This window comes from Lachnoclostridium phytofermentans (assembly GCF_000733755.1).
Taxonomy (GTDB): domain Bacteria; phylum Bacillota; class Clostridia; order Lachnospirales; family Lachnospiraceae; genus Lachnoclostridium; species Lachnoclostridium phytofermentans_A.
Genome location: NZ_JPOF01000003.1, coordinates 402,817 through 428,913, shown reverse-complemented (window position 1 = coordinate 428,913; position 26,097 = coordinate 402,817). Strand labels below are relative to the sequence as shown.

Here is a 26,097-nt window from a genome sequence, read left to right as displayed (position 1 = left end):
AGCATTGAAATCCTAATCTAGGTGAAACTATGATTAGGAGGAATGTTATGAAAGCTTTGATTAATAAATATTTGACTTTATTTTTAATTGGCGGAACATTATATCTGTTAATCGAAATTATTTCAAGACGTGGTTATACTCATTGGACTATGGGTATTGTAGGTGGGATTTGTTTTGTATTAATTGGTATGCTGAATGAATACCTTCCGAGATCTCCTTTTTGGTTACAAGCCTTATTTGGAGGAGTTATCGTAACTATTGTAGAATTAATCTCAGGAATCCTAATCAACATAGTATTTCAGTTAAATGTTTGGGATTATTCCAATCAAGCGTTTCAAGTTCTAGGACAGGTTTGCTTACCATTTTCATTACTTTGGTGTGTTTTATCTGGCTTCGCCATTATATTGGATGATTACTTAAGATATTGGTTATTTGGAGAAGAAAAGCCACATTATCAATTTTTCTAAGAAACCCTCAAATTTTATTTATGTAATGAGGAGTGTTAAATCACTCCTCAAAATTATTTTATTACATAGATTTGATTTTTCAAAACTAAAACATATCGATAAATATCGTAATTGTTTAAGGTTATTCGATTATTAAGAAAGGATTGGTTAAACTATGGATTCTGTATTTGAAGTGCGCTATTCTCAGTTATCTCCAGATGCAATAAAGAACGAATTATTGAAGCGATATGAAATAAATGAATGCATCCAATGTGAGTTTTATGATAGTGGTATGAATGATATTTACCGTATTAAAACTAAAAATGAGTGCTATTATTTAAGAATTTCGCAAACAGGAATGCATAATAAGAGGGACTATGAAGAAGAAATTTCTATACTTCAAGATTTATCATATGCAGGTATACCAGTAGTTCATCCTATAAAGGCAAAAGATGATTCTTTTCTTTGGGAAATTAATGCGCCAGAAGGAATTCGTTATGGTGTGTTGTTTTCAGAAGCAAAAAATAAACCATCCAAAGATAAGATTACTTGTATTAAAAATTTAGGCAGAAATATTGCTAAAATGCATCAAAGAGCAGATGAGCAACATTACATATGCAGTAGGCAACCAATTGATTTAAAAGAATTAATTCAAAAACCTTTAGAACGAATACAGCCATATTTAAAGAATCGTGAGGAAGACTATGAGTTTCTTTGTAAATCGAGTGAAATACTTGGAAAGCGGATTGAAGATAAGCTTCCTCCGATAGAGCCTTATTACGGATTCTGCCATGGGGATTTACATATTGGAAATATATTTTGTGAGGGAACAACACCGGTACTGTTTGATTTTGATTGTATGGGATATGGATATCGAGCTTATGATCTTTGTGTCTATGCATGGAACGAGTCGTATCGAGATAAAAAATATTTAGAAGGCGAAGAATGGAGGGCAATGGTTGAGGGGTATGAAGAAATACGCAGACTTGATTGCCAGGAAGTGCAATCGATTGAGATGTTTATTGCACTAAGGCAATTATGGTTAATGGGACTTCATGCCGATGTAATGCAGCGAAATGCAGGTTGTTGTTGGTATAACGATAATTATTTTAATGAGCAAATAAAAATTTATCGAAATTGGTTACAAAAATCCAATAGGAAAAGAAGAACGATAAAGAAATAAAGAATGATTAAAAAAAAGAACGATAAAGGAATAAGAACTAAAGAGATAAAGAACTGTAAAAGAATAAAGAGTTATAAAGTAATAAAGAGTTAAAGAACTGTAAAAGAATAAAGAGTTATAAAGTAATAAAGAGTTATAAAGAATAAAAGAACAATCATGGAAAATGTTTGAGGTGAATACATTGTTTCATAAGGAAAGTAGAGGGGAAAAATATGTTACATACATTTATAAAAGATTTTTATAGCACCATATCATTTGATAAGGGAGAAGAATGGAAAGAAGAAGCATTTCGTGAGTTTTTTTTAAACGATGCAGTTTTAATGGAGTGCAAAGATGGAATTTATCATAGAAAAACGATCAATGAATATGCTTCTGAGTTTACTTCCTTAATCAAATTTCATCCGGAGTGCTTTGAGAAAGGGTTTCAAGAGAAGCAAGTTAATGTGAAAGTAATTGAAAATGATATAAGTATACTGGTAAGTAGTGAATATGAGAAATATTATAGTGTTAGTGGTAAGGAAATGAAAGAATATGGAATTAATAATATGACGATTGTAAAAGAAAGTGGCGTATTAAAAATAGCTTGTTTGATATGGTAACAAAACTCATTTATCTTAACAATTATTCAAAACTCAGAAAAAAATGGCACTGGGATTCGCATCCTAGTGCCATTTTGTCTACAGTCTGATATGACAATTACTTTATTTTGAGCAATTGTTATTTTTGATCAATATAACTTTTCATGACATTTAGCGTAACCCAAATTTTTTTAATATATCTAATGCTTCATCTTTTGTATCTGCTGGTGCAATAAGAATTTCATCATAGGTAACATTATTATGTGATATAAAAATTACGATTTCTTTAAAATAGATACTATCGCAGTAAATCAAATGCGTCTTATATAAATTAATTTGAAATCTATTTATGAAATCTACATTAGGATCATAAAAATTTATATGTCCTACAAAAGATGTATTCTTTCTGCTACTTTTTGGACTTTTTATTAGTGGAACAATTTCCATCTCCAAATCATCCACGCCCATTGTATTGGAATATATCTTACCTTCGAAGCATATAGATTCAGTTTGTTTGTTATATTTATATGAGTTACCACTAATAGATACTGATGTAATGTTAATTACATCATCACCGGACATCACCAAAGCATTATATCTAATTTTAATCGGTATGGGAGAAGAGTCATTTACATATTGGAAATACTTAAAGGTACATACTCCTATAACTAAGAAGCTAAAGAATATAATTAATATAGTTATTCTCTTTTTCATAAAATATTAATATCCGAATGGCATAATACTTTGCGCAGTATATGTTCTTGTCGATTTAAGTGTAGCAATAGTAATTTTCCACCTGTATAATTCCAACCTGTGTTGTATCCAGATATATCCCTATGTTCAACAAAGTATTTACTTGCTAATGAATCTGCAGTACCAGAGATATTATTGGTTACAAACATTAACTTAAATACATATACGCCCTTTCCAATGGAAATATAATACACTCCAAACTGAGTAGGAGTATTCCTTCGTCGATTAATTTCTATTGAAAGTTTCTCATTAGCATCCTTTTCTATTGGATAATTTACTTTTTCAATATAATTTTCATTATAATAATCTTCATGAACTGTAAGAGCCTTAATCTTTTTATTAGATAGAAGAAAACTTAGGGTTTCAGTGTCAGATGTAGTCTTAACAACTGGTAAGAGCTCATATTTAAAACTAGGGCAATTATTTTTTTCATTTCACCTCATTTCTACCACAGCTATTCTATGGATTGTAGTGTTTTGTACTGGTATTCTGCTATGTATTTTTCTTTAAAACCAAGAGAGTCATAAATATTCTTAGCGTGATTTCCTACGACGCACCAAAGATTAACCGTTTCATTCCCACGCTGATATAGTTCATTACATAAATACATGATAAACTTTTTACCAATCCCTTGACTTTGTAAGTCTGTACGGACGGAAATGCTTCCGAGTTCATTACCGTGTAGATGACCATGAGCGGCAATTTCGCCATTTTCTATGTAAACAAAGCGGTTTGCAGAATCCTCCTTCCATGATTTTCGGTTACTCTCGCTAGGCTTGGCAACCACTGAGTTAGGAAAGCTACCGACACGAACACGCATCTCATGAAATGCTTTTGCATAGAGTGCCTGACTAGCAAGGTAATCTTCATCCGTATAAGGCCTTATTGAAAGCGTCTCTATAGGAAATGGCGTACCAGTTCGTTGCATAAAAGTAGAAGAATAGTAGCTGTTATATCCGTGCTTTCTCGCAAATGCAAGGGAGGATTCATTATCTGCATGAATCGCACTCATGATTGATTGGGTCCCACCTTTTTGAAACATATCTTCGGCATACTTTACAATTGTGGAACCAATACCCTGTCTACGGAAACTAGGGGCTACAAATACAACTAAATAAGATTGCGGTACTTTAGCTTCAATTTGAGCTAATCCAACTAGCTTTTCATCTAAAAAGGCTGCGGTAAGTGATTCTGGCTCATCGGTGAGCTCTCGGAGAAGATCCTCTCCTGAATTAATATCCTGACTCAGAATCTCATGTGCAATATTATAATCCTTTGCCTTTAATTGTTCGAACATAATATCTGGTTGTTTCATATCTAATCTTCCTTCTCTAAGCAAGTTTAAGAGCCTTTCTATATTTTTAGATGGTCTTGCGATAAATATGGGAATTCGTATTTTATTAATAACTTTTGGGCAAATACAGTCTTTCCAGCATGAGAGCTGCCAGTAATTAAAATAACCGAACCTTATCTTAAGATAAGGTTAGTGCTCGTCTAACAGGATAAAATTCTTTAAGTAAACTTATGTAGTCTGATAATTTGTCTAGGTTTGGTTCCCAAAATTCAAAGGTCAACCCATTACATTTTTCAATAAATCTATTATCTAGAGTATATGATTTTCTGAATTTACAAAGTACTTCTTTTTCATTACGACAATGATTGCAGGTACCATAATCATTGATAAAAGCACTTTTAATAAAATCCTTTGAATTTTCAATATATTCACGGTGATTATCTATTTTATTTAGGAAAAGGCGAAGAACGATGCTGTATTCTCGTATGTAAATTCTAGCGGCAACTTGTTTGTTTTTAACGCCACTTTTGGAATAAATAATCATATAGGGACCCCAACAAAAGCCACTTCCTATGTTACCGCCAAAATCGTACCCGAGTTTAGTAATCTCATCGTTAAATGCTAAAATAAATGCTTTATTTTCCTCTGATATTATATGAAATCTTTCTTCTTTTAATATAGTTTTCATTCCCTATCCCCCTATTCGTAATCTCATTGAAACATTATGTAACATTAGTAATGGAGTTATATGTTAATGCGTATATACTTTTAATTTTCATCAGATGCTACAATTTCAATTAAATTACCTTCTGGATCAGCCAAAAAGCACGATCTTAATCCATAGGGTAAGGTTTTGGGATTGATTACTGGCGTTGCACCAGCGGTTATGAGACGATCAAATTCCTTGTCAACATCTGAAGGATTTTCTAAATGAAAGCAAACCTCCATCGTCCCATTAATACTTTCAGGATAAGTTAATTTTTCACTACAATCTTTTTCCATAGCTGTTCTTTTGCAGAGATTAAAAAAGATTCCACTTTCTAACTTTACACCAGTGAAACAACCTCCATCCCAATCAATATTAAGACCAATGGCATCCCGATAGAATTTCACCATTTTCTCCATATCATCAACAAATAATGAAATAGACCCAAAAGTCAACATAATACTAGTTACCTCTCTAAAATAAGTGAAAATACGTTTAGTTTATTCTATTATTCATAGTACCATACTGATTGAAAATGTTAAACAAAAATTTCCAGAGAAATGGATAAAGGTTTCTAATGACTTGACGATTAAGTCATAAACACAGATAGAATTTTGATGCCTGTAAACATAGCTATGCAGGTACTTTCGCAAAATAAATCGCTAACCCTTCTTTTAAAGGATTAGCGATCATTTTTTTATTCATGACAAGGAAAAGTTTGCGAAGCGTGCTTTTTCTTGTTCGATATGAGTTGGAAGTTAAATCCTAATGCTTTCATTCTGACCAATGCATTTCTTCATATGAGATACCCATCTTTTTGCATTCTTCACAAACAGATTGCTTTTCGATATTATTTCCGATCGTGTATTTTAAAATCTTATCTCGGAATACAATATATTTGATATTTCCTGATTTAAAATCAACAAACCAATTTCCGCCTTTAGTTTCATCAGAAATCATTACTTTTGATATCAGATTTGGTAAATCCCTGTTTGTTGAAGTAAAAAATAGAACTGTCCAATATTTTGGACTTCCTTGTGTTTTCCATAATTCTACTTTATTAATGCTAAGATAATCAAGTACTAAATCATTTTCAATACTTTCTTTAATTAGAACGCCTTCATACAAACCAGCTTCTTCATTAAGAATAACATTATTTCCACAAGTTAATACCTCTTTTGCACCATCAATTAGCAAATCATCTTTTAACAAGACATCTAACGATACCTGAAATAGTCTACTTAGGATCAAAAGTTTATCTACATTTGGTAATGCGATATCTGCTTCCCATTTTGATATGCACTGTCTGCTAACATTACAGATTTCTGCTAAATTTTCTTGTGAATACCCGTTTTCTTTTCTCAAGGATTGTATTTTTTCAGATAGTTTCATTGCCCTGATTTCATTTGATGGTTTGTTTACCATTTCGAGAAACTTTTGATCAATTAATTTGTTTTCAAACCCTGCCGATGTTAAAATTATTTTTTTCATTATGTACCTCCATAGGAAATTAGATAAATGACATTGCTTAAATATCATTATAATAATTTCATTAAGTTACATCTACCATCTTAAAAGTTCATTTTCGCAACCAAAAAGTGCATAGCTTCCTCTAGATGTTCTTTTGAGCATACTTAGAAAATATGTAGTATACGAAATTATTTATCGGTTTTAAAATTTCGTATCATAATAATGAGACAAACATTAATTTCTTTTATTAATTTCATTTGTTATTAATGATTTTGAAATATACATTGCTTTTATGATATTTTGAAAGCGGGTATGATGTGAGGTACCCTCCTCAAATTTTAGCTGAGCTTTTTCGCATTTGCTGATAATTGATGTTATGGGGCGTAACGCTTCCATTAATTCTTCTTTTGTATATTGGTTTATCACATTATCATTTGTTATTAATGATTTTGAGACATACAACGATTTAATCCTATTCTTTAGGAGTGAGTGCTGAGAGGTACCCTCAGCAAATTTTGGATGCATTTTTTCACATTGATTAATAGTGGAAGATACAACTTGCAGAGCCTCATGCAACTCTTCGCTTGTATATTTTACCATAGTATTACCTCGATTTTTTGTTGGTGATATCTACATTTAGAGTAACATAATTCGATAGGATTAGGAACAAAATTCAATGGAATATGCAATTTCATTAGAATTCTCATATGTATACTCACCTATATTTTTAAGACTACCTTTATGTTTATAAGCAGTCTGCTCGAATAATTTGTAACTTGCATTATTGTCGCAGTTTATGGTTAACTCTAATTTATTAAATCCATTATGTTTTGCCTCATCTATAATACGTTTAACTAATATAGTAGCTACTTTTTTACCTCGATAGTCTGCATCTATCACAATCTGCCATATAAAGTAACATTGCTTATCTATTGATGGGAGAGCGCATATAAATCCAATAATCTTATTCTCATTAAATACAACATAATTGCTTAAAGGGAAATACTCCGCCATGATCCAATAAACATAGTCATGGTGAGGAACGACATATGGCTTTCCTTTGGATAGTAAATCCATAACTGCTGGGATATTATCTTTTTTCAAACTCATTACTTTCATAAATATCCTCTCCTTAAACATTACATTTTACTCCAATATTTATCTTGAAAGTATGCTTATTAGGTTTAATTCGTAAGCTTCGTATTATGCTCATTTTATGTGAATAGGTAGATGAAAATCCAATCTATTAAACTTCCTCAATATATCCAAATTGGATGTAATATTATGAGTACCCCAATAATAATTTCCGATTGCTTGCTCAGCGACACACCATCGTTTGCCATCTGGGTGCGGGTTGTTTTGTTCAAATGCGTTTAATTCTTCCTCTGGTGCTAATTGAATCTCATTTGTATTTTGCAGTGTATTAATAATCGAATCCAGATTTATATCCACGACATGTTTAAGTTCTGGATAATGTTTGCTATTTGGCGAACCAACAAAGTACACAGGCAACGGCAACCAAAAGGGCCATGTTGCAGGGTCAAACGATTTCATTTCCAAAGATACAGGGTCATAATCCGGGACGCCATTAAGAAAAATTTGCCCACTCAACTTATACTTGTCTTTTAAAACCACTGCCTTGTGGTAGATATCACTGCTTTCGTCTGCATGTTTGAGTATAAAGTCTGAAAGACGCTTGGTCACTCCAATATCAGCTTCCGTGGCTTTCTTTGGGTCGAAATGAAACCATGGCAAATGTGCGAAATCATTGTTGCTGGGGATTCCTTGCATTCCCACCCAGCCGTTTTCCAACAAGTATATACCGGAAGCAAGGTATTTGATTATACCCATTATAATCGTATCTTTTGTACTGCTAACATAATCGTCTGTCGTGTCCAAATAATCTAATGCTATGCATACCGTATAGGGGGAAGAATTAGGGTTCCAGTTATTACACTCAATGTTGTATCCAAAACCGCCATCCTCATTTTGATAGCTGGACAGAACCGAAAGGAAATCCTCACAGCTCCCGTTCTCAAAAAGATATTTCCACTTGGTAAAGTCAAGCGGTCTTGCATTGCGATAAACCAGTTTTCTCAATCTTATAAAATAATCTATAGATAATTTTTTCAAGGTCATTACCCCCATGTATTATAAATAATCTTCGTTACAAAATCATAATACCATATTGATAAAAATTAACAAACCAATATTCCTAATAATTCGTGTACACCTTTTATAAATATGTATCTCCTACACTTCCTAAATTGTGTAGACCTTCTTTTGTATAAAAGTAAGAAAATCTCTATTACGGAATTATGGAAATGAAAGTTACCGATTGTTAATGTTAATACTTGACAAACAGTAATAAACGGTCTAATATGTTAATAAGGGGTCATTTGGGTCGACACTAATGGCTTTAATTTAAATAATGAAAGGTGGTAGAATTATGTTTATTGAAGAACGACATCAAACTATTCTTGATATGATAAATCATAATGGCAGAATATCAGTTGAAGAAATCACAGCGAGATTTGGGATTTCAGTTGAGTCTGCTCGCAGAGATTTACGTATCTTGGAAGAAAAAGGACTTTTAAAGAGAACACATGGAGGTGCAATTCCCACGCATCAAGTTGCGCTTGGAAAGCCATCAAAGGTTACTTGCAAAGTAACAGAAATTTACCCAAATTATTTAGCCATTGCAAAAAAAGCAGTATCTATGATTAATAATAATGATGTAGTATTCATTACTTCTGCTTCTGTTGGTTATCTTATGGCTCAAAATATTCCAGACAATTTACGTATTCGAGTTGTAACTAATTCTATTGTCATTGCAGAAGAACTAAGAATAAAGGATAATATTACTACTATTCTTCTTGGGGGTGAAATGGATAACAAGGGAAATTGTTATGATGCGTTTGCAATTGACATGATAAAGCATTTACGTTTTGACAAATGTTTTATCACATCGGCATTTATTTCATCCAATTTCGGATTATCAATTCAAAAATCAAAAGCAATTAGTTTTTGGAATGCACTTATTGATTCATCAAAAGAAACAATTGGGCTTTATCCAACTGAAAAAATCGGTTTTGAATCAGTTGTGAGTATATGCCCGGCTAACAGACTCAATAAACTTATTACTGATTGGGATGCTTTAGAAGAAGATTTGTCCGCATTTGATGAACAAGGTATTGAATTAGTTGTTGTAGAAAAAGATTAATTGCGCAGGGGCTGGTTTTTAGCCCCTTTTTTAGGAAAATAACAAATTGTAATTTATCTGATATTAGATTAATATATAGTTTCTCAAAATTATTATTATCAAATTAAAATCCTTCTCAAATATCTAAATTATACAGTTCAAAAAAGAGGAAATCGAAATACAAAAAATCGCTAGCCCCTGATTTATAAGGATTAGCGATACTTTTCACTTAAGCGCGAGACTGGATTAAGGCACGTATGCGTGCCTTAGGAAGTTTGCCTTGCAAACATTCCTCCTACGCCTGCTACTGCAGGCGTGCCCGCGACTCCTCCGGGTGTCATTGCAAGCAATGACATGTCCAGAATAGAAACTAAAACCATTTTTCTATTCTGGAAAAGGCTCGTGCCGTCAGATTCTAATTTCATTTCAAACACAATAAAAAAAGTCATCCTACTTTGTAGGATAACTTTTTTTTATTGTATCTAGGTGCAATAAAACCACCGGCTATGCCGGTGTGTCCCCAACTAGCTTTAGCTTCAAGCAAAAAACCTCCTATTCCTTTCCCCGTTCCATTCCTTTCCGGCGGGTTTTCCACAGGAAAAATCCCGCCAAAACTATCTCTGATCGGATTGGAATGGATATAAATAAAATATTTTTAATCTTTGTATTTCTATATACCGTCCGATTTCCGTACTTCAAGAGGATTGATTATCGTACTTATTGGGTACGGTTTTCAGCCCTCCGGCGTTCCAAAACCGGATTTCTTGAAGTCGGTGTTTGAAACCGCTTCATGAGATTTTGGGTAAATACAGTTGGGTTTTCCACAGCCCTGTTTCTTAATCTCGATCAACTCTGCGTACTGTAACTCCCGCAGGGTGTTGACGGCCTTCTGCCGCCCACAGTGAAGCAAGTCCACCACCTCACAGATGGGATAGTACAGGTAAATGCGCCCGTACTCGTCCGCCCACCCGTTTTTCCGGGATAACTCCGCCCGCCGCAGGATAAAGGCGTACAGTAGCTTTGCTTCGTTGGACAAGGGCTGGAATGTAGGTGCTTCAAAGAGGAAATTCGGGAGCCGGGTGAAGCTGAACGCCTTTTCCGGTTGATGAACATAAATCGTGCTTGTCATAGTGTGTTTTGTGGACGGTTAGAAGCCCGTTTTCCGGGGAAGATGATACTTGATACCACCCGCCCCGGTTTGGGGCTTGCGAAGCCTTGTAAATCAAGGCTTTTTTCCTGTCTAACTGTCCACAGCAGACCTCCTTTTCCGTTCACTTTCTGTTTTCTGCCGCCTGTGAACTCTGGCGGCGCAGTCCGGGCAGTATTTAGCCCGGTTGGATTTGGGGACGAACACGCCGCCGCAGACCGCACAGCGTTTCAAATCCCTGCCCCGGTAGATCTCCGCTTCCAGCGTCCCGGCAAGCGGCAAGACCGCCCACCGAAACCATTTACAGCAGACCGAGAAAGAAATCATCTGCGGGCAGGTGCAGGTGTCCCCATCGTCAAGGACAATGCAGTTGCCGTCCTCACAGTTACAGCACTCCCGCCGTATCAAGGCATTGGCCTGTTTCCTTTGCGCTGGTGTCATGCGGTAGGGCGTGCCGTCTGGCCTGCGCTCTAACGGCGTCAGGCGTTTATATGGATTTTCTATCATGCGTCCCTCCGTCTGTTCTCCGTTGCCGTTCTCCCCAAAAGGCTTCCTGCCCCATTCCTGCGGCGTGTTCCGGCGTTGGCACGCTCCCCACAGCTTCGGGCCATCGTGACCCGAAGCCACCTCTGGACACTTTGTCCAGAAGTCGGCTCCCTGCGTACTTCCCCCGCCGGATATTCCTTTTCGGACGGTCATTCTGTTTTCAAGGTGCTGTCCACCGATGAACTGATTTAAGTGTAGACCTTTTTGACCGCCTGTGCCGTATATCCGAAAGGTAGGAAATCAGCCTGAACAACTCTTTATTTCCACGCTCTTGGAATTGTGGTAAAATGAAAGAAACGGTAAGCCGACAAGGAGGGTGAGCCATGAAAATGCCAACAGAAAAAATTGATACGGCTATGTTTGCCCCCTGCGGCATGAACTGTTTGGTTTGCTATAAACATTGTTATCATAAAAAGCCGTGTGCTGGCTGCTTAAACAGCGATATAGGAAAGCCGGAGCACTGCCGTAAATGTAGGATAAAAGATTGTATCAAGGACAAAGGACTGTCCTATTGTTTTGACTGTACCGACTACCCTTGCAAGCTGATAAAAAACCTTGAAAAAAGCTACAACAAAAGGTATCAGGCGAGCCTCATGGAGAATAGTGAGTTTGTTCGCCAGCACGGTTTAGAAAGGTTCATGGAACAGCAGAAAGAGAAATATACTTGTTCAAAATGTGGGGGTATCATTTCTATCCATGACAGAGAGTGTAGCGAGTGTCAAGAAAGCATGAAATAAGTATAAGGGGGTGTGCAAATTGGCGTTGACAATACAGGAACGCTTAAAAGACCTGCGTGTAGAGTACGGCCTGACATTGGAGCAGCTTGCAGAGCAGACGCACCTCTCCAAGTCTGCTTTGGGCAGTTATGAAGCGGATGATTTTAAGGACATCAGCCACTATGCCCTTATCAAGCTGGCGAAGTTTTATGGCGTGACCGCTGATTATCTGTTGGGATTGACCGAAACAAAAAATCACCCAAACGCCGATCTTGCAGACCTGCGTTTGAGTGATGATATGATTGAACTCTTAAAAAGCGGATTGGTAGACAATTCTCTCTTGTGTGAACTGGCGGCACACCCGGATTTTCCCCGGCTCATGGCCGACCTTGAAATCTATGTGAACGGCGTAGCGACAAGGCAGGTGCAGGGCGCAAACGCCATTGTGGACGCTGTGAGCGCAACCATTATGAAACAGCACAATCCCGGCTTGACCGACCCGCAGTTAAGACAACTTATCGCCGCCCACATTGACGATGACAGCTTTTGCCGCTATGTGATACAGCAGGATATAAACGGCATAGCCCTTGACCTGCGAGAAGCCCACAGGGACGATTTTTTCAGCGTCCCGGAGGATAATCCGCTGAAAGGATTTTTACAGGTCGCAGACGAAGCCGCCAGCGAGGACAGTGACCCGGAGCAAGCGCCTTTGGCGTTTATCTGTAAGCGGCTCAAACTGAATTACAAAAAGCTGTCCGATGAAGAAAAGAAGTGGCTGAAAAAGATTGCGAAGAAATCGGACTTGCTGAAAAATCCAAACCCGAAGCGGGGGAGAAAATAAGAGAGCGACAAATCGGAAGTTATAAAGGAGAAACGAGTATGCTGGATAAAATACCTAATGCACAAGAAATGACTGCTTTAATCGGACAATCGTTATGTGATATATGGAATAAACTTTGTGCTTTAATTGATGAAAAGTATGACATGGAATGTTTATGGAGCAAAGGTGGTAAAGCGTGGACTTATGAGTATAAATATCGTCGTGGTGGAAAAACGCTTTGTGCATTATATGCAAGGGAAAACTGTATAGGATTTATGATTGTCTTAGGGAAAAATGAACAATTAAAATTTGATACGGATAGAAACAGTTATTCAAAAGAAGTTCAAAAAATCTATGATGAAACTAAAACCTATCACGACGGAAAATGGTTAATGTTTGAGCCAACAGATACAGCCTTATTTGATGATTTTGTCAAACTGCTGGGAATAAAAAGAAAACCTAACAGGAAGTAATGGTTTTATATTTGAGGAGAAGAAAGAATGGAAGACAAAAAGATATTACTTGATAATATTGACAAAATTCATACAACTGAAATGGGAGTTGATAGAATTAAAAGAAATCTAAAAATAGATACAGTAGATGTTGTTGAGTATTGCAAAAATAAGGTGTTGGATAAAAATTGCAACATATACAAACAGGGAAAAAATTGGTATTGTGAAGTTGAAAATATCAAAATCACTATCAATTCATATAGTTATACAATTATCACAGCACATATTATTAAGTAAATCCCAGCTTATCGGGGAAATAGCAAAGCCAGCCGAGCCAGTCAACGGTCAAGATGAACGGCGCATAAATGCGCCGCCGTTGACAGCCCCGCCTGCCCTTGCTAAAGGATAATTTTGCCGCTATGTGATACAGCAGGACATAAACAGGATAGCCCTTGACTTGCGGGAAACCCACAAGGACAATTTTTTCAGCGTCCCGGAGGATAACCCATTGAAAGATTTTTTGCAGACCGCCGAGGAAACCGCCTGCCCAGACAGCGACCCGGAACAGGCGGCTATGGCTTTTATCTGTAAACGGCTCAAATTGAATTTGAAAAAGCTGTCAGAGGACGAAAAGAAGTGGCTGAAAAAGATTGCGGAGAAATCGGACTTGCTGAAAAATCCAAATCCACAGCGGGGGAGAAAGTAAAAGAACGACAAATTGAAACTTGTAGAGGTACATAATCATGAAAAAGATGATTGCATATTGTGGACTTGATTGTGAAAAATGTGACGCATATCTTGCAACAATCAATGACGACCAAGACTTGCGAAAAAAGACTGCGAAACTATGGGCTGAATTGAATAATGCACCTATTCTGCCAGAGCATATTAACTGCCAAGGCTGTCGTGTTGACGGAATTAAAACCGTATTTTGTGATAGTATATGTGGTATTCGCCAGTGTGCATTGAAAAAGGGTGTTGCTACTTGTGGCGACTGTTCGGATTTGAAAAGTTGTCCCACTGTCGGGGTAATCTTAGAGAATAATCCATCCGCTTTGAGGAATTTGAAAGGATAAATTATCTTTGTGGAGGTAACGGAAATGAAATTAAAAAATCCTATGCTGGTGGTAACAGATATAGACAAATCAGTTGAGTTTTATAAAAAGGTTTTCGGGCTTCATGTGATTATGGATTTTGGAGCAAATAAAACTTTAACAGGCGGTTTGGCTTTGCAGACAATTGAAACATATAAAGACTTTATCGGGAAAAGCGATATTTCTTTTGGTGGCAATAACTTTGAAATTTACTTTGAAGAAGATAATTTTGATGAATTTGCGGATAAGCTGAAAGAATGTAATGTTGAATATGTCCACCCTATTGTAGAACATTCATGGGGACAGCGTGTTGTTCGTTTCTATGACCCGGATAAACATATTATCGAAGTTGGCGAGAACATGAAAATAGTATGCAAGCGTTTCTTAAATAGTGGAATGACACCAGAACAAGTAGCAGAACGCATGGACGTACCTATGAAATTTGTCAATGCCTGTATGCGATAAATCCCAGTTTATCAGGGAAATAGCAAAGCCAGCCGAGCCAATCAACGGTTAAGATGAACGGAGCATTTCATGCGCCGCCGTTGACAGCCCCGCCCGTCTTTGCTAAAGGGTAATCAAGGCGGGAAAGCCCTAAAATGGCTTTCCCACCCATTTCAATTTTGAGATAGAAAACGCTCAAAAATCAGGAAGAGTGCGGCCAAGCACTTTGAGGGATTGGCCGCCTTGTCCACCCATTCAGCGGGACGGGGGCTTTCATATACGCCCTGTCTGCTGATGAAACCAGTCCTGCGCTTGCGGCTTCACGCCATGCAATCACAGCCCTGTTTTCCTGCCGCTTCAAACGCCCTTGCCCTCCCCGGCGGCAACGGCATTTTCACGGCAACGCCGACAGAGTGTATAACACACTACACTTTGCAAGCAAAGTCGTGTGCCAAGGGGCAAGCCCCTTTGGAAACCCCGGACAACAAAACAGGCGGTATGCTGCCCTCTCTGGGAACATACCGCCGTTTGTTGTCAGCAGCCCGTTTCACGGTCTGTTTTCGCCCTTTGTAAAGTTTGGCGTCTCAGAAATTATGGGGTACTTAAAAGGAAAAAGCTCACTAATGATATTTGAGAAACATGCAAATCTGAAATATAAGTATGGAAATCGCCACTTCTGGTGTCGAGGATATTACGTTGATACTGTAGGAAAAAATACAAAAAAGATACAAGAATATATTGCAAATCAGTTGAAAGATGACCTAGAAGCAGATCAACTTACATTGAATGAATATATTGACCCGTTCACGGGTGAGTCAGTACAAAAAAGCAAAAAGTAATCCCTGAAAGGGAAGCTGAGGAATAAAGCTATCATGAAAGGCTCAAGGAGCTTGCAGAAGTAAGGAGGCATAAAGAAAGCCCTTTAGGGCTAGCCTGAGAAAAAAGTGCGGTTGGCAAATCCTTCAGGCGCCTTCCGGGCGCAAGCAGGTAAGAGCCCCTTATAGGGGCAGAGCAAACCACTGGCTAAGCCGGTGGTATTGATTTCTTATCTGCAAATGTTGCTGTTTTTACTTGTTTTTCAAACTATCTCTCATATTGTATTGGAAGCACAAAAGAAACTCTGACAAACAAAAGATAGATAAATACATTGATAACAAACAGAAGTGCTATCTCTAATAAAGCGAGGCATTTCATATGCATAAATATAATAATCAGTATTATCAAATTTTACATGACTGTATCTCTTATGATATAATGCCTGTAGATGTGTTGGAACAACTTGAAAACAACATGATCAAAACAAAAGTACTAGAAAACATACATACAAAATTATTCCACCAGCCAAAGAAGGTGGACGCTACATGACCTATATCTTTGATACTGGGAAAAATCAAAGACAAAAAATCACTTCGTATAGTGAAAAAGGATTATATCAAAAACTGTATGAATTCTACTATCCAACTCAGAAAGAATCCTTGCAATCTTTATATTCTCAATGGGTAGAGAAACGAAAAGCCATGCAAATCAGTGATAGTACGATTCATCGTAATCAAAATGATTGGGATAAATATTATCGTAATTCTAGAATTGTAAACAATTCGATTGACCGTATTACAATATCGAAAGTTTCTTTTATGAATGTATTAGTAACTATCATCTTACACGAAAAGCACTAAACAACATGAAACTAATATTCAAAGAACTGATGAAACTTTCAAAAAAGAAAGGTTTGATTTCTACTTATCCATTCGACGATATTGAGCTCAATCTTACTGGCTGTGAACCACCGAATAATCTCAAAGATACAAGTAGAGTTTATCTTCCTGATGAAATTGAAATATTATTTGAGAACGGTGAGCTTCGTCCAGTAATTCATGAATATACGAAAAAGAAAAGTCCTCACGGTAATCGTTATTTACCTCTTAGCGATTACGAAATCTCTCTATTTCAGAGAGTAAAAGAAATCAATTTGAGGTTTTGCTATTCGGATGATGACTTTATATTCTGTGATGAAAATGGTAGAACCAAGATTCGAGAAATTGATAATTGTATTAGAACACAATGCACATGTGCGGATATACCAGTAAAATCAGCACATGATATTCCCAGAACTGTAGCATCGGAACTCTACAATGAAGGAGTATCTCTTGAAATCATCCGACAGTACCTAGGTCATAGCAGCATTCAGACAACGAGAGGATATATCCTTAACAATCGTAGCAAGTTAGAAACAAATGCACTCATTACAAGTGCACTAAATAACCTCAATGGAATAAACGTACTCATAGGTACTCAACAGTAAGCAAACAAAAAAATCTCAAAAGCATCATATTTACTGATGTTTTTGAGATTATGTAGTAAGCACGAGACGGGATTCGAACCCGCGACCCTCGCCTTGGCAAGGCGATACTCCACCACTGAGCCACTCGTGCAATTTGTATTTTATTGTGTCTTCTTGAAGACAAGAGATATCATATCAGATATTGTTTTATTTGTCAATACAATTCGGATAATTTTTTAGATTTCTAGTACGAGGATCTATGATAGTAATAATTAGTAGCGTAGATATGTAATGTTTATTCAGACTCTTATACTATGAGAATTACAAAATAAAGGGCGTGCATTCCCCTGCAAACCTAACGATGAGTTTAAGATGATTCAGATATAATGTAAACAATGTACTAAAGAGATAGGTTGCTTTCTATTTTTAAGAGGTCTATAATACAATAGAAATCATTTTAAGTAGCAAGCTTCGTAAAGATATAAAAATGAAATTAACATGAACCATAACTTATGATAGAAAAGAAAGATGAAACATAAGGACATTTCGATGGCCTTATGTTTCTCTTTGTTACGATAAATTCATGCAGCTACGAAAGAAAACCAAGGAGAGATTAAAATGTTAAGTGACAGTAAGAATCAAGTATCATTGACCGAAGGCCCTATATGGAAGCAAATAATTCTATTTACAATACCGTTGTTGTTAGGAAATATATTTCAACAGATGTATAATGCTGCGGACTCGATTATTGTAGGTAATTTTCTTGGTAGCAGCGCATTGGCAGCAGTAGGGTCTTCCAGTTCTGTTATCAATCTATTAGTGAGTGCATTTATGGGAATCTCAGTTGGAGCAGGTGTTGTGATATCTAAATATTATGGCGCAAAAGACGAGGGAGGTGTAGAACGAGCAGTTCATACGATGGTAGCCTTTGGAATCTTAGGCAGTATTGTGTTAACAATTCTTGGAGTAGTAATGTCACCATATATTTTAGAGTGGATGGGGACACCTGATAGTGTAATGCAAAATTCAATTTTATATTTTCGTATCTTCTTTGCGGGAATCGCATCAACTGTAATGTATAATATCGGGAGTGGGATATTTCGAGCAGTTGGAGATTCCAAACGTCCTCTTTATTATCTAATTATATCTACGATACTAAATGTTATATTGGATTTAGTTTTCATTGCTATCTTTCATTGGGGAATTGCAGGTGCAGCAATAGCAACAGTAATTGCACAAACAGTGAGCTGCTTTCTAACTTTTCATAAATTAATATCTGAGAATTCTGTCTATCAATTAAAGTTACATAAATTAAGAATTCATAGGTTTGAACTAAAACAGATAATTAGGATTGGTTTACCAGGAGGTCTGCAAAATTCGATTGTTTCTTTATCGAATGTTATTGTTCAATCTAATATTAATTCGTTTGGGGAATTAGCCATTGCAGGCTGTGGGGCTTATTGGAAGATTGATGGTTTTGCATTGTTGCCAGCAAGTAGCTTTGCCTTAGCTGTAACCACATTTGTTAGCCAAAATATAGGTGCTAGAAAGCTAGAACGAGTTAGAAAAGGAACCACTTTTTCCTTACTTGCTGGAATGATAACTGCTGAAATAATAGGTGTAGTTATTTTTATTTTTGCTCCTTATCTAATTGCACTGTTTAATCAAGACCCAGAGGTGATTGCCTATGGAAGTGAAATGGCTCGAAATGTTGTACCGGCTTATTTTCTAGTTGCAGTTTCACACGGGATTGCTGGTGTTTTGCGAGGTGCTGGTAAATCTGTTGTACCTATGATTACAATGATTAGCTTTTGGTGTATTTTGCGAGTTATCTATATGACTGTAGCTTTAAAATTTGTAAATGATATTCATATTGTATACTGGGCATATCCAATCACATGGACATGTAGTGCGATTGTTTTATTTATATATCTAAAGAAAGTAAAGTGGATGCCTTCTATATAAAAATACCTTAAATTGACATATAATTTTAACGTGGTATAATTTGGATATTACGTGAATTATTTAACATAAGGGGTGGGATAAGAAGATGGATTATAGTGATGATGATTTTGAGAAGACACCAGTTCTTCGTATAGTATTTTTGGTTATTTTCTCTTTCCTATTAATGCTAATTCTTTTTATGCATACGAAAGAAATACTGTTAATAGTAAAGGGAAATGTTTTAACAACAAGTTATAGAAAAGAAGATGGTTTTATTTTTTATCATGATGAGGCTGGAAAAGGGTATCAAGTTGATATTCGTGGTATTCCAGTGAAACATCAAGAAAATCAAATCGATCTTTACTATTTTAACGATAAGATAGAAGAAGCAAAACCACTTACTCCGATGTATTTTTGGATAGTAGTGTATGCCTTTTTCGGTATTTTGTTTACTGTTTGTCTAGTTAGTATAGTTTCATTTTACAAAAAGAAACACACCATACATGCGAGGAAGTAATTTTATAAAACGTAAAAAGCCCACAAAGATTAGGAACAATCTTTGTGGGTTTCTTGGTATAAAGAATATTCATTTACCATCTTTTGTATTAGAAATCCATTCATTCGCAATGGATATTTTATGAAACAATTGAAACATAGTCTTTTGTTCCTCAGGGGTAAGAGAATGAAGCAATTTATCCTCCCATTCCATAGCAATAGTTAAAAGCTCTTCTTTTAAGGCTAATGATTTTTCTGTTAGATAAACTTGGTGTTTTCTCTTATCATTACGATCTATAATTACGGTAACATATCCATTCTCTTTTAACTTATTAATTGCTCTGGCTGTTGTAGCTTTATCCACATAAACTCTTTTGGTAAGTTCATCTTGGCTTAAACCATCCTCTAAATATAACATAAGTAAAAACTGATATTGACCAAAACCAATTTGATAGGTCTCGTATTTACGTGAAAGATAAGAAGAGCCAATTCGATAAAAGATACTGATATAGTTTCCAAGAGAGAGGGAATTCTCAGAGCAATTTGGGTTGGACATTGTTATTCTCCTTTTTTTAATAGTTTAAACTCATGGTAAATAGCAAAACCTGAGATACAGACCGCTAAGGTATCAGCAATAGGACCAGCAAACCAAATGCCTTGCAACCCCCATAACTTTGAAAAGATAAGGAACGCAGGAATCAGGAAGATTACTTGTCTGGTTAATCCAATAATCATAGCGTTTTTTGATTTACCAATGGATTGAAAATAGTTTGATGCAGTCATCTGAATACCTATAATCGGTAAAGAAAAAAGATAAATACGTATTCCATCTAGCGCGATAGCTGTAAGCTCTTTGTCATTATTAAAAAGTGATATCAAAGCTTCTGGAAATAGCTGAATGGCTGCAAAGGATATTACTAGTATTATAGTACACCAGGTAAGTCCTAACAAGTATGTTTTTTTTACACGGTCATATTTGCGAGCTCCGTAATTATACCCAATGATTGGTTGGCAACCTTGATTTAAGCCAAAGATAGGCATGATAAAGATGGTGCATACGGAAGTGATAACAGTCATAGCACCGATCGCCATATCGCCGCCATATTTTAATAATGCTTTATTAGATACTACTTGAACCATACTACCTGCTAGCTGCATAAAAAATGGAGCCATGCCAATGGAAAGGATTGCTTTTGCTATAGCAAAATCAAAACGTAGAGTAGATTTACTTAAATGAAGAGAAGATTTTTTTCCTTTGGTAAAGTAGTAAAGAACCCAAAGAGTAGCAACAAACTGAGAGATTACAGTCGCATAAGCAGCACCTTTTATACCCATGTCAAATACAAAGATAAAGATTGGGTCAAGAATTATGTTGATGATAGCGCCAATAATCATTGTAAACATACTGACATTTGGGTTTCCATCGGAACTAATCGAGTGATTTAAACCAAAGGCGCAGAGATTAAATATTGTTCCAAACATTAAAGGCCTTAAGTAAAGAAGGGCATAGGGTGTAGTACTATCACTGCCACCAAATAAATGGACAATTGATTCAGCAAACATATTACCAAAGAGTGCAACAGCGATACTGGCAATGATAATACTAAGAAATCCAGTACTTAAGATATTTTGAGCTTTTTCTTTATTTTTAGCACCTAAAGATAAAGAAATACTTGCAGAGGTACCGATACCAATTAGCATACCAATTCCTGTGATAATTGATGTAATTGGCATGGTAATACCAACGCCTGTAATGGCTAGTCCACCTACGTCAGGAATCTTTCCAATATAAATTCGATCCACCACATTATAGAGCATATTTACAACCATACCGATGATCGCGGGTATAGAATACTTAATGAGAAGTTTTCCTATCTTTTCTTGTCCTAAGAGATTATTGTCTTCTGCATGAACCATTTTTTAGTTTCTCCTTTATAAATTAGTTTCACAATCTATAGTTAATTACGCTACAGATAATTAGTTGCATGCGCAACAATATGGATAATAACACAAAATGGTTGCGTATGCAACTAAAAAAGAGAGGAAAGATATACCAATATAATAATCATTAAGGGTTACCAATAAAAAAATTCTAAGAGTTTCTTGACCTATAAAATTACATTTAAACTCTAGAGCAAAAATACTATTGACTAAAATGGAATATTGTGGTAAGTTAATTAAAAACCGTTGACAAAGAGTAAGTACTCTTAGAAACTTTCTTTAAAGAGAGCCACAGGTGGTGAGATTGTGGCAGGTAAAGGCTAAGAGGAATGGGCTTTGGAGGGCAAACTGAAAATTAGTAGGTTAGCCGGAGAAATCCTCCGTTATCAAAGAGAAGCATATGGTTGTATGCATAGAGTGGACGTATAACGTCAAGCCGGGTGGCACCGCAGAAGTTCGATACTTTTGTCCCTGCAGATTTTTTTGTATGGGATAAGGGTATTTTTTTTATACCTTTTCCCAAATGTTATGTCTCAAAAATTACATAATTGAAAGGAGAAAGGATTATGAAAAAGCAAGAAATACCTTACAAAATCTATCTTGAAGAGAGCGAGATGCCAACAAAGTGGTATAATGTACGTGCTGACATGAAGAATAAGCCAGCGCCACTATTAAATCCAGGAACGTTAAAACCGATGACATTTGATGAATTAAAGCAGGTGTTTTGTGATGAATTAGTAGTACAGGAGCTGGATGACACCAATGCTTATATTGAGATTCCAGAAGAGATATTAAATTTTTATAAGATGTATCGCCCAGCACCGTTGGTACGAGCATATTGTTTGGAGGAAAAGTTACAGACTCCAGCTAAGATTTATTATAAATTTGAAGGAAATAATACCAGTGGCAGTCACAAATTAAACTCTGCAATTGCACAAGCTTATTATGCAAAGAAACAAGGGTTACATGGTGTTACAACGGAAACAGGTGCCGGTCAGTGGGGAACTGCCCTTTCGATGGCTTGTTCCTATTTTGACTTAGACTGTAAAGTATTTATGGTTAAGGTATCTTATGAACAGAAACCTTTCCGAAGAGAAGTAATGAGAACTTATGGTGCTTCGGTTACCCCGTCTCCTTCGTTATTTACGGAAGTCGGGAAAAGAATTCTAGAAGCACATCCTGGGACTACAGGAAGTTTAGGTTGTGCAATTTCAGAAGCGGTGGAAACTGCAGTTTCAACACCAGGTTATCGTTATGTGCTTGGAAGTGTATTATCACAAGTATTATTGCACCAATCCATCATTGGGCTAGAAACAAAGGCAGCTCTTGATAAATATGGAATTACGCCAGATATTATCATAGGGTGTGCAGGTGGCGGATCGAATTTAGGTGGTCTTATCTCACCTTTTATGGGAGAAGTATTACGTGGCGAAAAGAAGTATCAATTTATTGCTGTGGAACCGGCATCCTGCCCAAGTTTAACAAGAGGTAAATATGCATATGATTTCTGTGATACTGGTATGGTTTGTCCGCTTGCTAAGATGTATACGTTAGGAAGTAACTTCATTCCATCAGCAAATCATGCAGGAGGGCTTCGTTATCATGGTATGAGCTCTGTATTATCTCAGCTTTACGAGGATGGATTGATGGAAGCTCGTGCAGTGGAGCAGACTGCAGTGTTTGAGGCAGCAGAACAATTTGCTAGGATTGAAGGTATCTTACCTGCACCTGAGAGTAGCCATGCAATTCGTGTAGCAATCGATGAAGCATTAAAATGTAAGGAAACAGGGGAAGAAAAGACGATTGTATTTGGTTTAACTGGTACTGGATACTTTGATATGGTTGCTTACGAACGTTTTCATAATGGAGAGATGACGGATTATATTCCGACTGATGCTGACTTACAGCAAGGATTTGATGGTATTCCAAAACAACCAGAATAAAAAGGTGATTACATGAAGGATATGTTAATACTTGAAAAGTATGCTTCTTGGGAGGATTTTTCAGCATATTGGATGCTCGTTTCCAATGAAATGGCAATGCAGATGAATTATGGCAGAGTATTCACGCAGGAAGAAGCTAAGTATTTGTACGGGTATATGCTTAAAATGAATCAGGAACAAGCTGCCTACGGATACTTCAAAGTATTTCTAAAAACGACGAACGAGTATATTGGATTGGGTGCCGCGATATTAAATGAGGATGATATGGAAGCTGAAATTGAATATATGCTTTTCCCTGAGTATTGGGGTGTTGGATATGGAAGCGGTATCGTTGATGTTTTGTTAGAGAAAATCAAGGAACCAAAAACAATCAAACAAGTGACAGCTATAGTAGAACCAAATAACCTTGCATCGAAGAAAATATTGACGAATCATGGATTTTTTTCTCAGAAGATTTATGAGACTGAGGACGGCTCATTAGCAGAATCTTTCATAAAAAAATTATAAAAATAATTTAGCGATTTATCTTGACAGAGTGAAAAAACTTTGGTAGAATAATGAAAATTTATATGATAAATACTTTGAAAAGGAATAGTAACCGTAGGAGGATTTTCAGAGACTTGCTGGTTGGTGCGAAGCAAGAATCTAAGTAGGGTGAACTCGCCTTGGAGTAGCTGACTGAAAAGTTATAGTAGGTTAAGACGGAAGCCCACCGTTACAGGGGATAGATATAGATCATAAAAGATGTATCGAACAAACACGTAAGAGTGGTATAGCAGAGTAACTTCTGTCTCTTTGGAGACAGAAGTTTTTTTATACAGTAGGAAGTTTCTCTGCTGGTTCGATGCAATAGGTGTCTTCGCCCTCCAAGTTTAAGATTTGGTAAGCCTAGAATAGCGAAGCAAATTTTTTATAGACTGTATCGATAAAGCGCATGCTTTTGGCATGAAGAAGAGTGGTACCGCGGAAATCCCCCAATTCGTCTCTTGGATTACAAGACGATTGGGGGATTTTTTACGCCTAAGAAGACGATAGGCATGCTATAGGATAGCACGAATGTTTCGATGCGTTAGAGCGCAGGAAAGGGGTAACGATGAGAAAAATTTATGTATTTGACACTACCTTACGAGATGGAGAACAGGTACCGGGAGCAAAACTTAATTTTGATGAAAAGATGTATATCGCGAGACAGTTAGAGAAACTAAAGGTAGACTATATGGAGGCAGGATTTCCTTCCTCCTCCCAAGGAGATTTTGAAGCAGTAAGAGCAATTAGCAGGCAGATAAAGGATTCTTCCGTAGTTGCGTTAGGAAGGGCTGTAAAATCTGATATTGATCGCATGTATGAAAGTTTAAAGGAAGCTGTAAATCCTATGATTCATATTGTGTTAGGTTCTTCCAACGTTCATATCACTAAAAAATTCAATAAGAATCCAGAAGATATCTTACAGATGGGTGTGGATGCGGTAGCCTATGCTAAACGCTATACTTCGCAGGTGGAATACTCTCTTGAGGACGCGAGCCGTTCCGATTTAGAGTATATGTGGAAGACAATTGAGGCAGTAGTAAAAGCGGGCGCTACTTGTGTAAACATACCGGATACGGTAGGATTTGCGGTTCCTGAGTTGTTTGGTGGTTTAATCCATCAAATCTATGAACGTCTTCAGAATGTGGCTCCACATGTATTATTAAGTGTCCATTGCCATAATGATTCAGGTCTTGCAACTGCAAATACCTTAGCTGCTGTACGAAATGGTGCGAATAAAGTAGAATGTACCATTAACGGAATAGGAGAAAGAGCAGGGAATACCTCATTAGAAGAGGTGGTTATGGGGATTAAACTTCATCCGGAATATTATGACGGATACACTGATATTAATCATTCAGCAATTTATGAAACCTCCCGAATTGTAAGCCGAACAATGGGTCTTGATGTTCAAGTAAATAAGGCACTTGTAGGGGAAAATGCCTTTGCACATTCTTCTGGAATCCATCAGGATGGTTTACTTAAGTCTAAGGATGTGTATGAAATTTTCGAACCTTCTGATATCGGTGCCCCTCCTATGGATATTGTACTTACCGCTCGTTCTGGAAAACATGCATTTGAATATATCTCGAAAAAGCTTGGATATGAAATTGCACCTGATGTATTAAATGATATTCATGCCAAGTTCCTAAACATAGCGGACGAGAAAAAAGAAGTTTATGATAATGACGTCATCGATTTACTGGATGGGGATGATAGAGTTCAAAAGAATGGTGAAAAAAAGCTGTGGATGTTAGAAGATTTTCAAATGAATGTCAATATGAATCTACCGTCAGCAACAGTGAAATTAGTTCGAAATCATCAGGAAGCTGTAGTGAGTGAGGCTGGAAATGGTGCAATATCGGCATTATATGCAGCAATACTAAAAGCGGTAGATATGCCAATTCATCTGATTGATTATCGAATTCAAAATATCGGTGCAGAAAAAGAGTCCTTAGGAAAGGTAGTTGTTCAAATCCAATATGACGGAAAATTTTATTTTGGTAAAGCAATTGAAAGAGATGTTATGAAAGCAAGTGCACTAGCCCTCGTAAATAGTGTGAATAAAATCGTATTAAATAGTTAACATACCATTAGCGATAAAAATAACGAGAGGG

30 protein-coding genes, 1 tRNA gene, 2 pseudogenes and 2 other annotated features are annotated in these 26,097 nt (G+C 36.6%); of the genes and pseudogenes, 20 read left to right on the top strand and 13 right to left on the bottom strand.

Annotated elements, in window-relative coordinates:
• Window positions 1-47 precede the first annotated feature (47 nt).
• The 3 genes from CC92_RS0107380 (at window position 48) to CC92_RS0107370 (ending at window position 2,228) form a co-directional block, all read left to right on the top strand.
• A complete protein-coding gene (locus CC92_RS0107380; RefSeq protein WP_029503554.1) occupies window positions 48-467 on the top strand; it encodes a putative ABC transporter permease in 420 nt (139 codons plus the stop codon).
• Between the two features lie 154 nt (window positions 468-621).
• A complete protein-coding gene (locus CC92_RS0107375; protein ID WP_029503555.1) occupies window positions 622-1,629 on the top strand; it encodes a phosphotransferase enzyme family protein in 1,008 nt (335 codons plus the stop codon).
• A gap of 212 nt (window positions 1,630-1,841) precedes the next feature.
• Window positions 1,842-2,228 (top strand): hypothetical protein, encoded by a 387-nt coding sequence (locus CC92_RS0107370; protein ID WP_029503557.1) that lies wholly within the window; start codon window positions 1,842-1,844, stop codon window positions 2,226-2,228.
• A 150-nt stretch (window positions 2,229-2,378) separates the two neighbouring features.
• Here the strand turns inward: CC92_RS0107370 and CC92_RS0107365 are convergent, their stop codons facing one another.
• The 8 genes from CC92_RS0107365 to CC92_RS21530 form a co-directional block, all read right to left on the bottom strand.
• Entirely contained in the window at window positions 2,379-2,921 is a 543-nt protein-coding gene (locus CC92_RS0107365; protein WP_029503558.1) for a hypothetical protein, read from the bottom strand.
• Between the two features lie 493 nt (window positions 2,922-3,414).
• Complete coding sequence (locus CC92_RS0107355; protein WP_029503560.1) at window positions 3,415-4,275, bottom strand: GNAT family N-acetyltransferase; 861 nt, start codon at window positions 4,273-4,275, stop codon at window positions 3,415-3,417.
• A 157-nt stretch (window positions 4,276-4,432) separates the two neighbouring features.
• Window positions 4,433-4,942 carry a hypothetical protein gene (locus CC92_RS0107350; protein ID WP_029503561.1) on the bottom strand — a complete coding sequence of 170 codons (510 nt, stop codon included), beginning with the start codon at window positions 4,940-4,942 and terminating at the stop codon, window positions 4,433-4,435.
• Window positions 4,943-5,022: 80 nt separating this feature from the next.
• A complete protein-coding gene (locus CC92_RS0107345) occupies window positions 5,023-5,418 on the bottom strand; it encodes a VOC family protein (RefSeq protein WP_029503563.1) in 396 nt (131 codons plus the stop codon).
• 316 nt (window positions 5,419-5,734) lie between these two features.
• Window positions 5,735-6,451, bottom strand: coding sequence for a helix-turn-helix transcriptional regulator (locus CC92_RS0107340; protein ID WP_242841357.1), 717 nt, complete (start codon window positions 6,449-6,451; stop codon window positions 5,735-5,737).
• A 213-nt stretch (window positions 6,452-6,664) separates the two neighbouring features.
• Window positions 6,665-7,030 (bottom strand): hypothetical protein, encoded by a 366-nt coding sequence (locus CC92_RS0107335; protein WP_029503565.1) that lies wholly within the window; start codon window positions 7,028-7,030, stop codon window positions 6,665-6,667.
• Between the two features lie 60 nt (window positions 7,031-7,090).
• Window positions 7,091-7,549: a GNAT family N-acetyltransferase gene (locus tag CC92_RS0107330; RefSeq protein ID WP_029503566.1), complete on the bottom strand. Its 459-nt coding sequence runs from the start codon at window positions 7,547-7,549 to the stop codon at window positions 7,091-7,093.
• Window positions 7,550-7,639: 90 nt separating this feature from the next.
• Window positions 7,640-8,563 (bottom strand): hypothetical protein, encoded by a 924-nt coding sequence (locus CC92_RS21530; RefSeq protein WP_051650783.1) that lies wholly within the window; start codon window positions 8,561-8,563, stop codon window positions 7,640-7,642.
• A gap of 316 nt (window positions 8,564-8,879) precedes the next feature.
• On the opposite strand from CC92_RS21530, the gene CC92_RS0107320 reads away from it, so the two are divergent.
• Window positions 8,880-9,653 carry a DeoR/GlpR family DNA-binding transcription regulator gene (locus CC92_RS0107320; protein ID WP_029503568.1) on the top strand — a complete coding sequence of 258 codons (774 nt, stop codon included), beginning with the start codon at window positions 8,880-8,882 and terminating at the stop codon, window positions 9,651-9,653.
• A gap of 712 nt (window positions 9,654-10,365) precedes the next feature.
• Here the strand turns inward: CC92_RS0107320 and CC92_RS22120 are convergent.
• Together CC92_RS22120 and CC92_RS22115 are read right to left on the bottom strand one after the other, a co-directional pair.
• Entirely contained in the window at window positions 10,366-10,761 is a 396-nt protein-coding gene (locus CC92_RS22120; protein WP_081841897.1) for a replication initiator protein A, read from the bottom strand.
• 111 nt (window positions 10,762-10,872) lie between these two features.
• Window positions 10,873-11,286 carry a cysteine-rich VLP domain-containing protein gene (locus CC92_RS22115; RefSeq protein ID WP_081842031.1) on the bottom strand — a complete coding sequence of 138 codons (414 nt, stop codon included), beginning with the start codon at window positions 11,284-11,286 and terminating at the stop codon, window positions 10,873-10,875.
• A gap of 362 nt (window positions 11,287-11,648) precedes the next feature.
• Here CC92_RS22115 and CC92_RS0107295 point away from each other — a divergent pair, with 362 nt between their 5' ends.
• From CC92_RS0107295 to CC92_RS0107240, 11 genes and pseudogenes are all read left to right on the top strand, one after another.
• On the top strand, window positions 11,649-12,062 hold the full coding sequence (locus CC92_RS0107295) for a DUF3795 domain-containing protein (RefSeq protein ID WP_029503570.1): 414 nt from the start codon (window positions 11,649-11,651) through the stop codon (window positions 12,060-12,062).
• A 19-nt stretch (window positions 12,063-12,081) separates the two neighbouring features.
• The gene (locus tag CC92_RS0107290; protein ID WP_029503571.1) at window positions 12,082-12,882 is read left to right on the top strand and encodes a helix-turn-helix domain-containing protein; all 801 of its coding nucleotides are present in this window, start codon (window positions 12,082-12,084) and stop codon (window positions 12,880-12,882) included.
• A gap of 38 nt (window positions 12,883-12,920) precedes the next feature.
• Window positions 12,921-13,334, top strand: a complete 414-nt coding sequence (locus CC92_RS0107285; RefSeq protein WP_029503573.1) for a DUF3788 domain-containing protein — start codon at window positions 12,921-12,923, stop codon at window positions 13,332-13,334.
• 27 nt (window positions 13,335-13,361) lie between these two features.
• Window positions 13,362-13,610 (top strand): DUF3781 domain-containing protein, encoded by a 249-nt coding sequence (locus tag CC92_RS0107280; RefSeq protein ID WP_029503574.1) that lies wholly within the window; start codon window positions 13,362-13,364, stop codon window positions 13,608-13,610.
• Window positions 13,611-13,722: 112 nt separating this feature from the next.
• Window positions 13,723-14,019: pseudogene (locus tag CC92_RS20820) on the top strand (transcriptional regulator); the annotation flags it as partial.
• Window positions 14,020-14,056: 37 nt separating this feature from the next.
• Window positions 14,057-14,389, top strand: coding sequence for a DUF3795 domain-containing protein (locus CC92_RS0107270; RefSeq protein ID WP_029503576.1), 333 nt, complete (start codon window positions 14,057-14,059; stop codon window positions 14,387-14,389).
• Between the two features lie 24 nt (window positions 14,390-14,413).
• Complete coding sequence (locus CC92_RS0107265) at window positions 14,414-14,872, top strand: VOC family protein (protein ID WP_029503577.1); 459 nt, start codon at window positions 14,414-14,416, stop codon at window positions 14,870-14,872.
• A 527-nt stretch (window positions 14,873-15,399) separates the two neighbouring features.
• Window positions 15,400-15,690 (top strand): annotated as a pseudogene (gene tnpA, locus CC92_RS0107255) (IS200/IS605 family transposase); the annotation flags it as partial.
• Window positions 15,691-16,045: 355 nt separating this feature from the next.
• Window positions 16,046-16,216: a hypothetical protein gene (locus tag CC92_RS22505; protein WP_155998384.1), complete on the top strand. Its 171-nt coding sequence runs from the start codon at window positions 16,046-16,048 to the stop codon at window positions 16,214-16,216.
• Window positions 16,213-16,527 (top strand): hypothetical protein, encoded by a 315-nt coding sequence (locus CC92_RS0107245; RefSeq protein WP_029503579.1) that lies wholly within the window; start codon window positions 16,213-16,215, stop codon window positions 16,525-16,527. Before CC92_RS22505 ends, CC92_RS0107245 begins: the two co-directional genes overlap by 4 nt.
• A gap of 5 nt (window positions 16,528-16,532) precedes the next feature.
• Window positions 16,533-17,153: a tyrosine-type recombinase/integrase gene (locus CC92_RS0107240; RefSeq protein ID WP_029503580.1), complete on the top strand. Its 621-nt coding sequence runs from the start codon at window positions 16,533-16,535 to the stop codon at window positions 17,151-17,153.
• Window positions 17,154-17,211: 58 nt separating this feature from the next.
• Here the strand turns inward: CC92_RS0107240 and CC92_RS0107235 are convergent.
• A tRNA-Gly gene (locus CC92_RS0107235) sits at window positions 17,212-17,283 on the bottom strand.
• Window positions 17,284-17,750: 467 nt separating this feature from the next.
• On the opposite strand from CC92_RS0107235, the gene CC92_RS0107230 reads away from it, so the two are divergent.
• Both CC92_RS0107230 and CC92_RS0107225 read left to right on the top strand, forming a co-directional pair.
• Window positions 17,751-19,097 (top strand): MATE family efflux transporter, encoded by a 1,347-nt coding sequence (locus CC92_RS0107230; RefSeq protein ID WP_029503581.1) that lies wholly within the window; start codon window positions 17,751-17,753, stop codon window positions 19,095-19,097.
• 85 nt (window positions 19,098-19,182) lie between these two features.
• Entirely contained in the window at window positions 19,183-19,593 is a 411-nt protein-coding gene (locus CC92_RS0107225; protein ID WP_029503582.1) for a hypothetical protein, read from the top strand.
• A 69-nt stretch (window positions 19,594-19,662) separates the two neighbouring features.
• Here CC92_RS0107225 and CC92_RS0107220 read toward each other — a convergent pair whose 3' ends face one another.
• Both CC92_RS0107220 and CC92_RS0107215 read right to left on the bottom strand, forming a co-directional pair.
• Window positions 19,663-20,127 (bottom strand): MarR family winged helix-turn-helix transcriptional regulator, encoded by a 465-nt coding sequence (locus tag CC92_RS0107220; protein ID WP_029503583.1) that lies wholly within the window; start codon window positions 20,125-20,127, stop codon window positions 19,663-19,665.
• A gap of 2 nt (window positions 20,128-20,129) precedes the next feature.
• The gene (locus CC92_RS0107215; RefSeq protein ID WP_029503585.1) at window positions 20,130-21,488 is read right to left on the bottom strand and encodes an MATE family efflux transporter; all 1,359 of its coding nucleotides are present in this window, start codon (window positions 21,486-21,488) and stop codon (window positions 20,130-20,132) included.
• 261 nt (window positions 21,489-21,749) lie between these two features.
• Window positions 21,750-21,988: a binding site (T-box leader), on the top strand.
• Between the two features lie 90 nt (window positions 21,989-22,078).
• Between CC92_RS0107215 and CC92_RS0107210 the strand changes: the two genes are divergently transcribed.
• The 3 genes from CC92_RS0107210 to CC92_RS0107200 all read left to right on the top strand — a co-directional run bounded on the left by CC92_RS0107210 (window position 22,079) and on the right by CC92_RS0107200 (window position 26,066).
• Complete coding sequence (locus CC92_RS0107210) at window positions 22,079-23,455, top strand: TrpB-like pyridoxal phosphate-dependent enzyme (RefSeq protein ID WP_029503586.1); 1,377 nt, start codon at window positions 22,079-22,081, stop codon at window positions 23,453-23,455.
• 12 nt (window positions 23,456-23,467) lie between these two features.
• Window positions 23,468-23,962 (top strand): GNAT family N-acetyltransferase, encoded by a 495-nt coding sequence (locus tag CC92_RS0107205; protein ID WP_029503587.1) that lies wholly within the window; start codon window positions 23,468-23,470, stop codon window positions 23,960-23,962.
• A gap of 65 nt (window positions 23,963-24,027) precedes the next feature.
• Window positions 24,028-24,445 (top strand) — a binding site (T-box leader).
• A gap of 103 nt (window positions 24,446-24,548) precedes the next feature.
• Window positions 24,549-26,066 (top strand): 2-isopropylmalate synthase, encoded by a 1,518-nt coding sequence (locus tag CC92_RS0107200; protein ID WP_029503588.1) that lies wholly within the window; start codon window positions 24,549-24,551, stop codon window positions 26,064-26,066.
• Window positions 26,067-26,097: the final 31 nt, after the last annotated feature.

Coding starts and splice junctions, on each gene's coding strand:
- CC92_RS0107240 (WP_029503580.1), top strand. CDS start 16,533: ATGAAACTAATATTCAAAGAACTGATGAAACTTTCAAAAAAGAAAGGT.
- CC92_RS0107365 (WP_029503558.1), bottom strand. CDS start 2,921: ATGAAAAAGAGAATAACTATATTAATTATATTCTTTAGCTTCTTAGTT.
- CC92_RS0107340 (WP_242841357.1), bottom strand. CDS start 6,451: ATGAAAAAAATAATTTTAACATCGGCAGGGTTTGAAAACAAATTAATT.
- CC92_RS0107320 (WP_029503568.1), top strand. CDS start 8,880: ATGTTTATTGAAGAACGACATCAAACTATTCTTGATATGATAAATCAT.
- CC92_RS0107350 (WP_029503561.1), bottom strand. CDS start 4,942: ATGAAAACTATATTAAAAGAAGAAAGATTTCATATAATATCAGAGGAA.
- CC92_RS0107210 (WP_029503586.1), top strand. CDS start 22,079: ATGAAAAAGCAAGAAATACCTTACAAAATCTATCTTGAAGAGAGCGAG.
- CC92_RS0107220 (WP_029503583.1), bottom strand. CDS start 20,127: ATGTCCAACCCAAATTGCTCTGAGAATTCCCTCTCTCTTGGAAACTAT.
- CC92_RS0107370 (WP_029503557.1), top strand. CDS start 1,842: ATGTTACATACATTTATAAAAGATTTTTATAGCACCATATCATTTGAT.
- CC92_RS0107285 (WP_029503573.1), top strand. CDS start 12,921: ATGCTGGATAAAATACCTAATGCACAAGAAATGACTGCTTTAATCGGA.
- CC92_RS0107345 (WP_029503563.1), bottom strand. CDS start 5,418: ATGTTGACTTTTGGGTCTATTTCATTATTTGTTGATGATATGGAGAAA.
- CC92_RS22115 (WP_081842031.1), bottom strand. CDS start 11,286: ATGATAGAAAATCCATATAAACGCCTGACGCCGTTAGAGCGCAGGCCA.
- CC92_RS0107225 (WP_029503582.1), top strand. CDS start 19,183: ATGGATTATAGTGATGATGATTTTGAGAAGACACCAGTTCTTCGTATA.
- CC92_RS22120 (WP_081841897.1), bottom strand. CDS start 10,761: ATGACAAGCACGATTTATGTTCATCAACCGGAAAAGGCGTTCAGCTTC.
- CC92_RS0107205 (WP_029503587.1), top strand. CDS start 23,468: ATGAAGGATATGTTAATACTTGAAAAGTATGCTTCTTGGGAGGATTTT.
- CC92_RS0107230 (WP_029503581.1), top strand. CDS start 17,751: ATGTTAAGTGACAGTAAGAATCAAGTATCATTGACCGAAGGCCCTATA.
- CC92_RS0107335 (WP_029503565.1), bottom strand. CDS start 7,030: ATGGTAAAATATACAAGCGAAGAGTTGCATGAGGCTCTGCAAGTTGTA.
- CC92_RS0107215 (WP_029503585.1), bottom strand. CDS start 21,488: ATGGTTCATGCAGAAGACAATAATCTCTTAGGACAAGAAAAGATAGGA.
- CC92_RS0107280 (WP_029503574.1), top strand. CDS start 13,362: ATGGAAGACAAAAAGATATTACTTGATAATATTGACAAAATTCATACA.
- CC92_RS0107270 (WP_029503576.1), top strand. CDS start 14,057: ATGAAAAAGATGATTGCATATTGTGGACTTGATTGTGAAAAATGTGAC.
- CC92_RS0107295 (WP_029503570.1), top strand. CDS start 11,649: ATGAAAATGCCAACAGAAAAAATTGATACGGCTATGTTTGCCCCCTGC.
- CC92_RS0107200 (WP_029503588.1), top strand. CDS start 24,549: ATGAGAAAAATTTATGTATTTGACACTACCTTACGAGATGGAGAACAG.
- CC92_RS0107375 (WP_029503555.1), top strand. CDS start 622: ATGGATTCTGTATTTGAAGTGCGCTATTCTCAGTTATCTCCAGATGCA.
- CC92_RS0107245 (WP_029503579.1), top strand. CDS start 16,213: ATGACCTATATCTTTGATACTGGGAAAAATCAAAGACAAAAAATCACT.
- CC92_RS0107355 (WP_029503560.1), bottom strand. CDS start 4,275: ATGAAACAACCAGATATTATGTTCGAACAATTAAAGGCAAAGGATTAT.
- CC92_RS0107265 (WP_029503577.1), top strand. CDS start 14,414: ATGAAATTAAAAAATCCTATGCTGGTGGTAACAGATATAGACAAATCA.
- CC92_RS22505 (WP_155998384.1), top strand. CDS start 16,046: ATGCATAAATATAATAATCAGTATTATCAAATTTTACATGACTGTATC.
- CC92_RS0107380 (WP_029503554.1), top strand. CDS start 48: ATGAAAGCTTTGATTAATAAATATTTGACTTTATTTTTAATTGGCGGA.
- CC92_RS0107330 (WP_029503566.1), bottom strand. CDS start 7,549: ATGAAAGTAATGAGTTTGAAAAAAGATAATATCCCAGCAGTTATGGAT.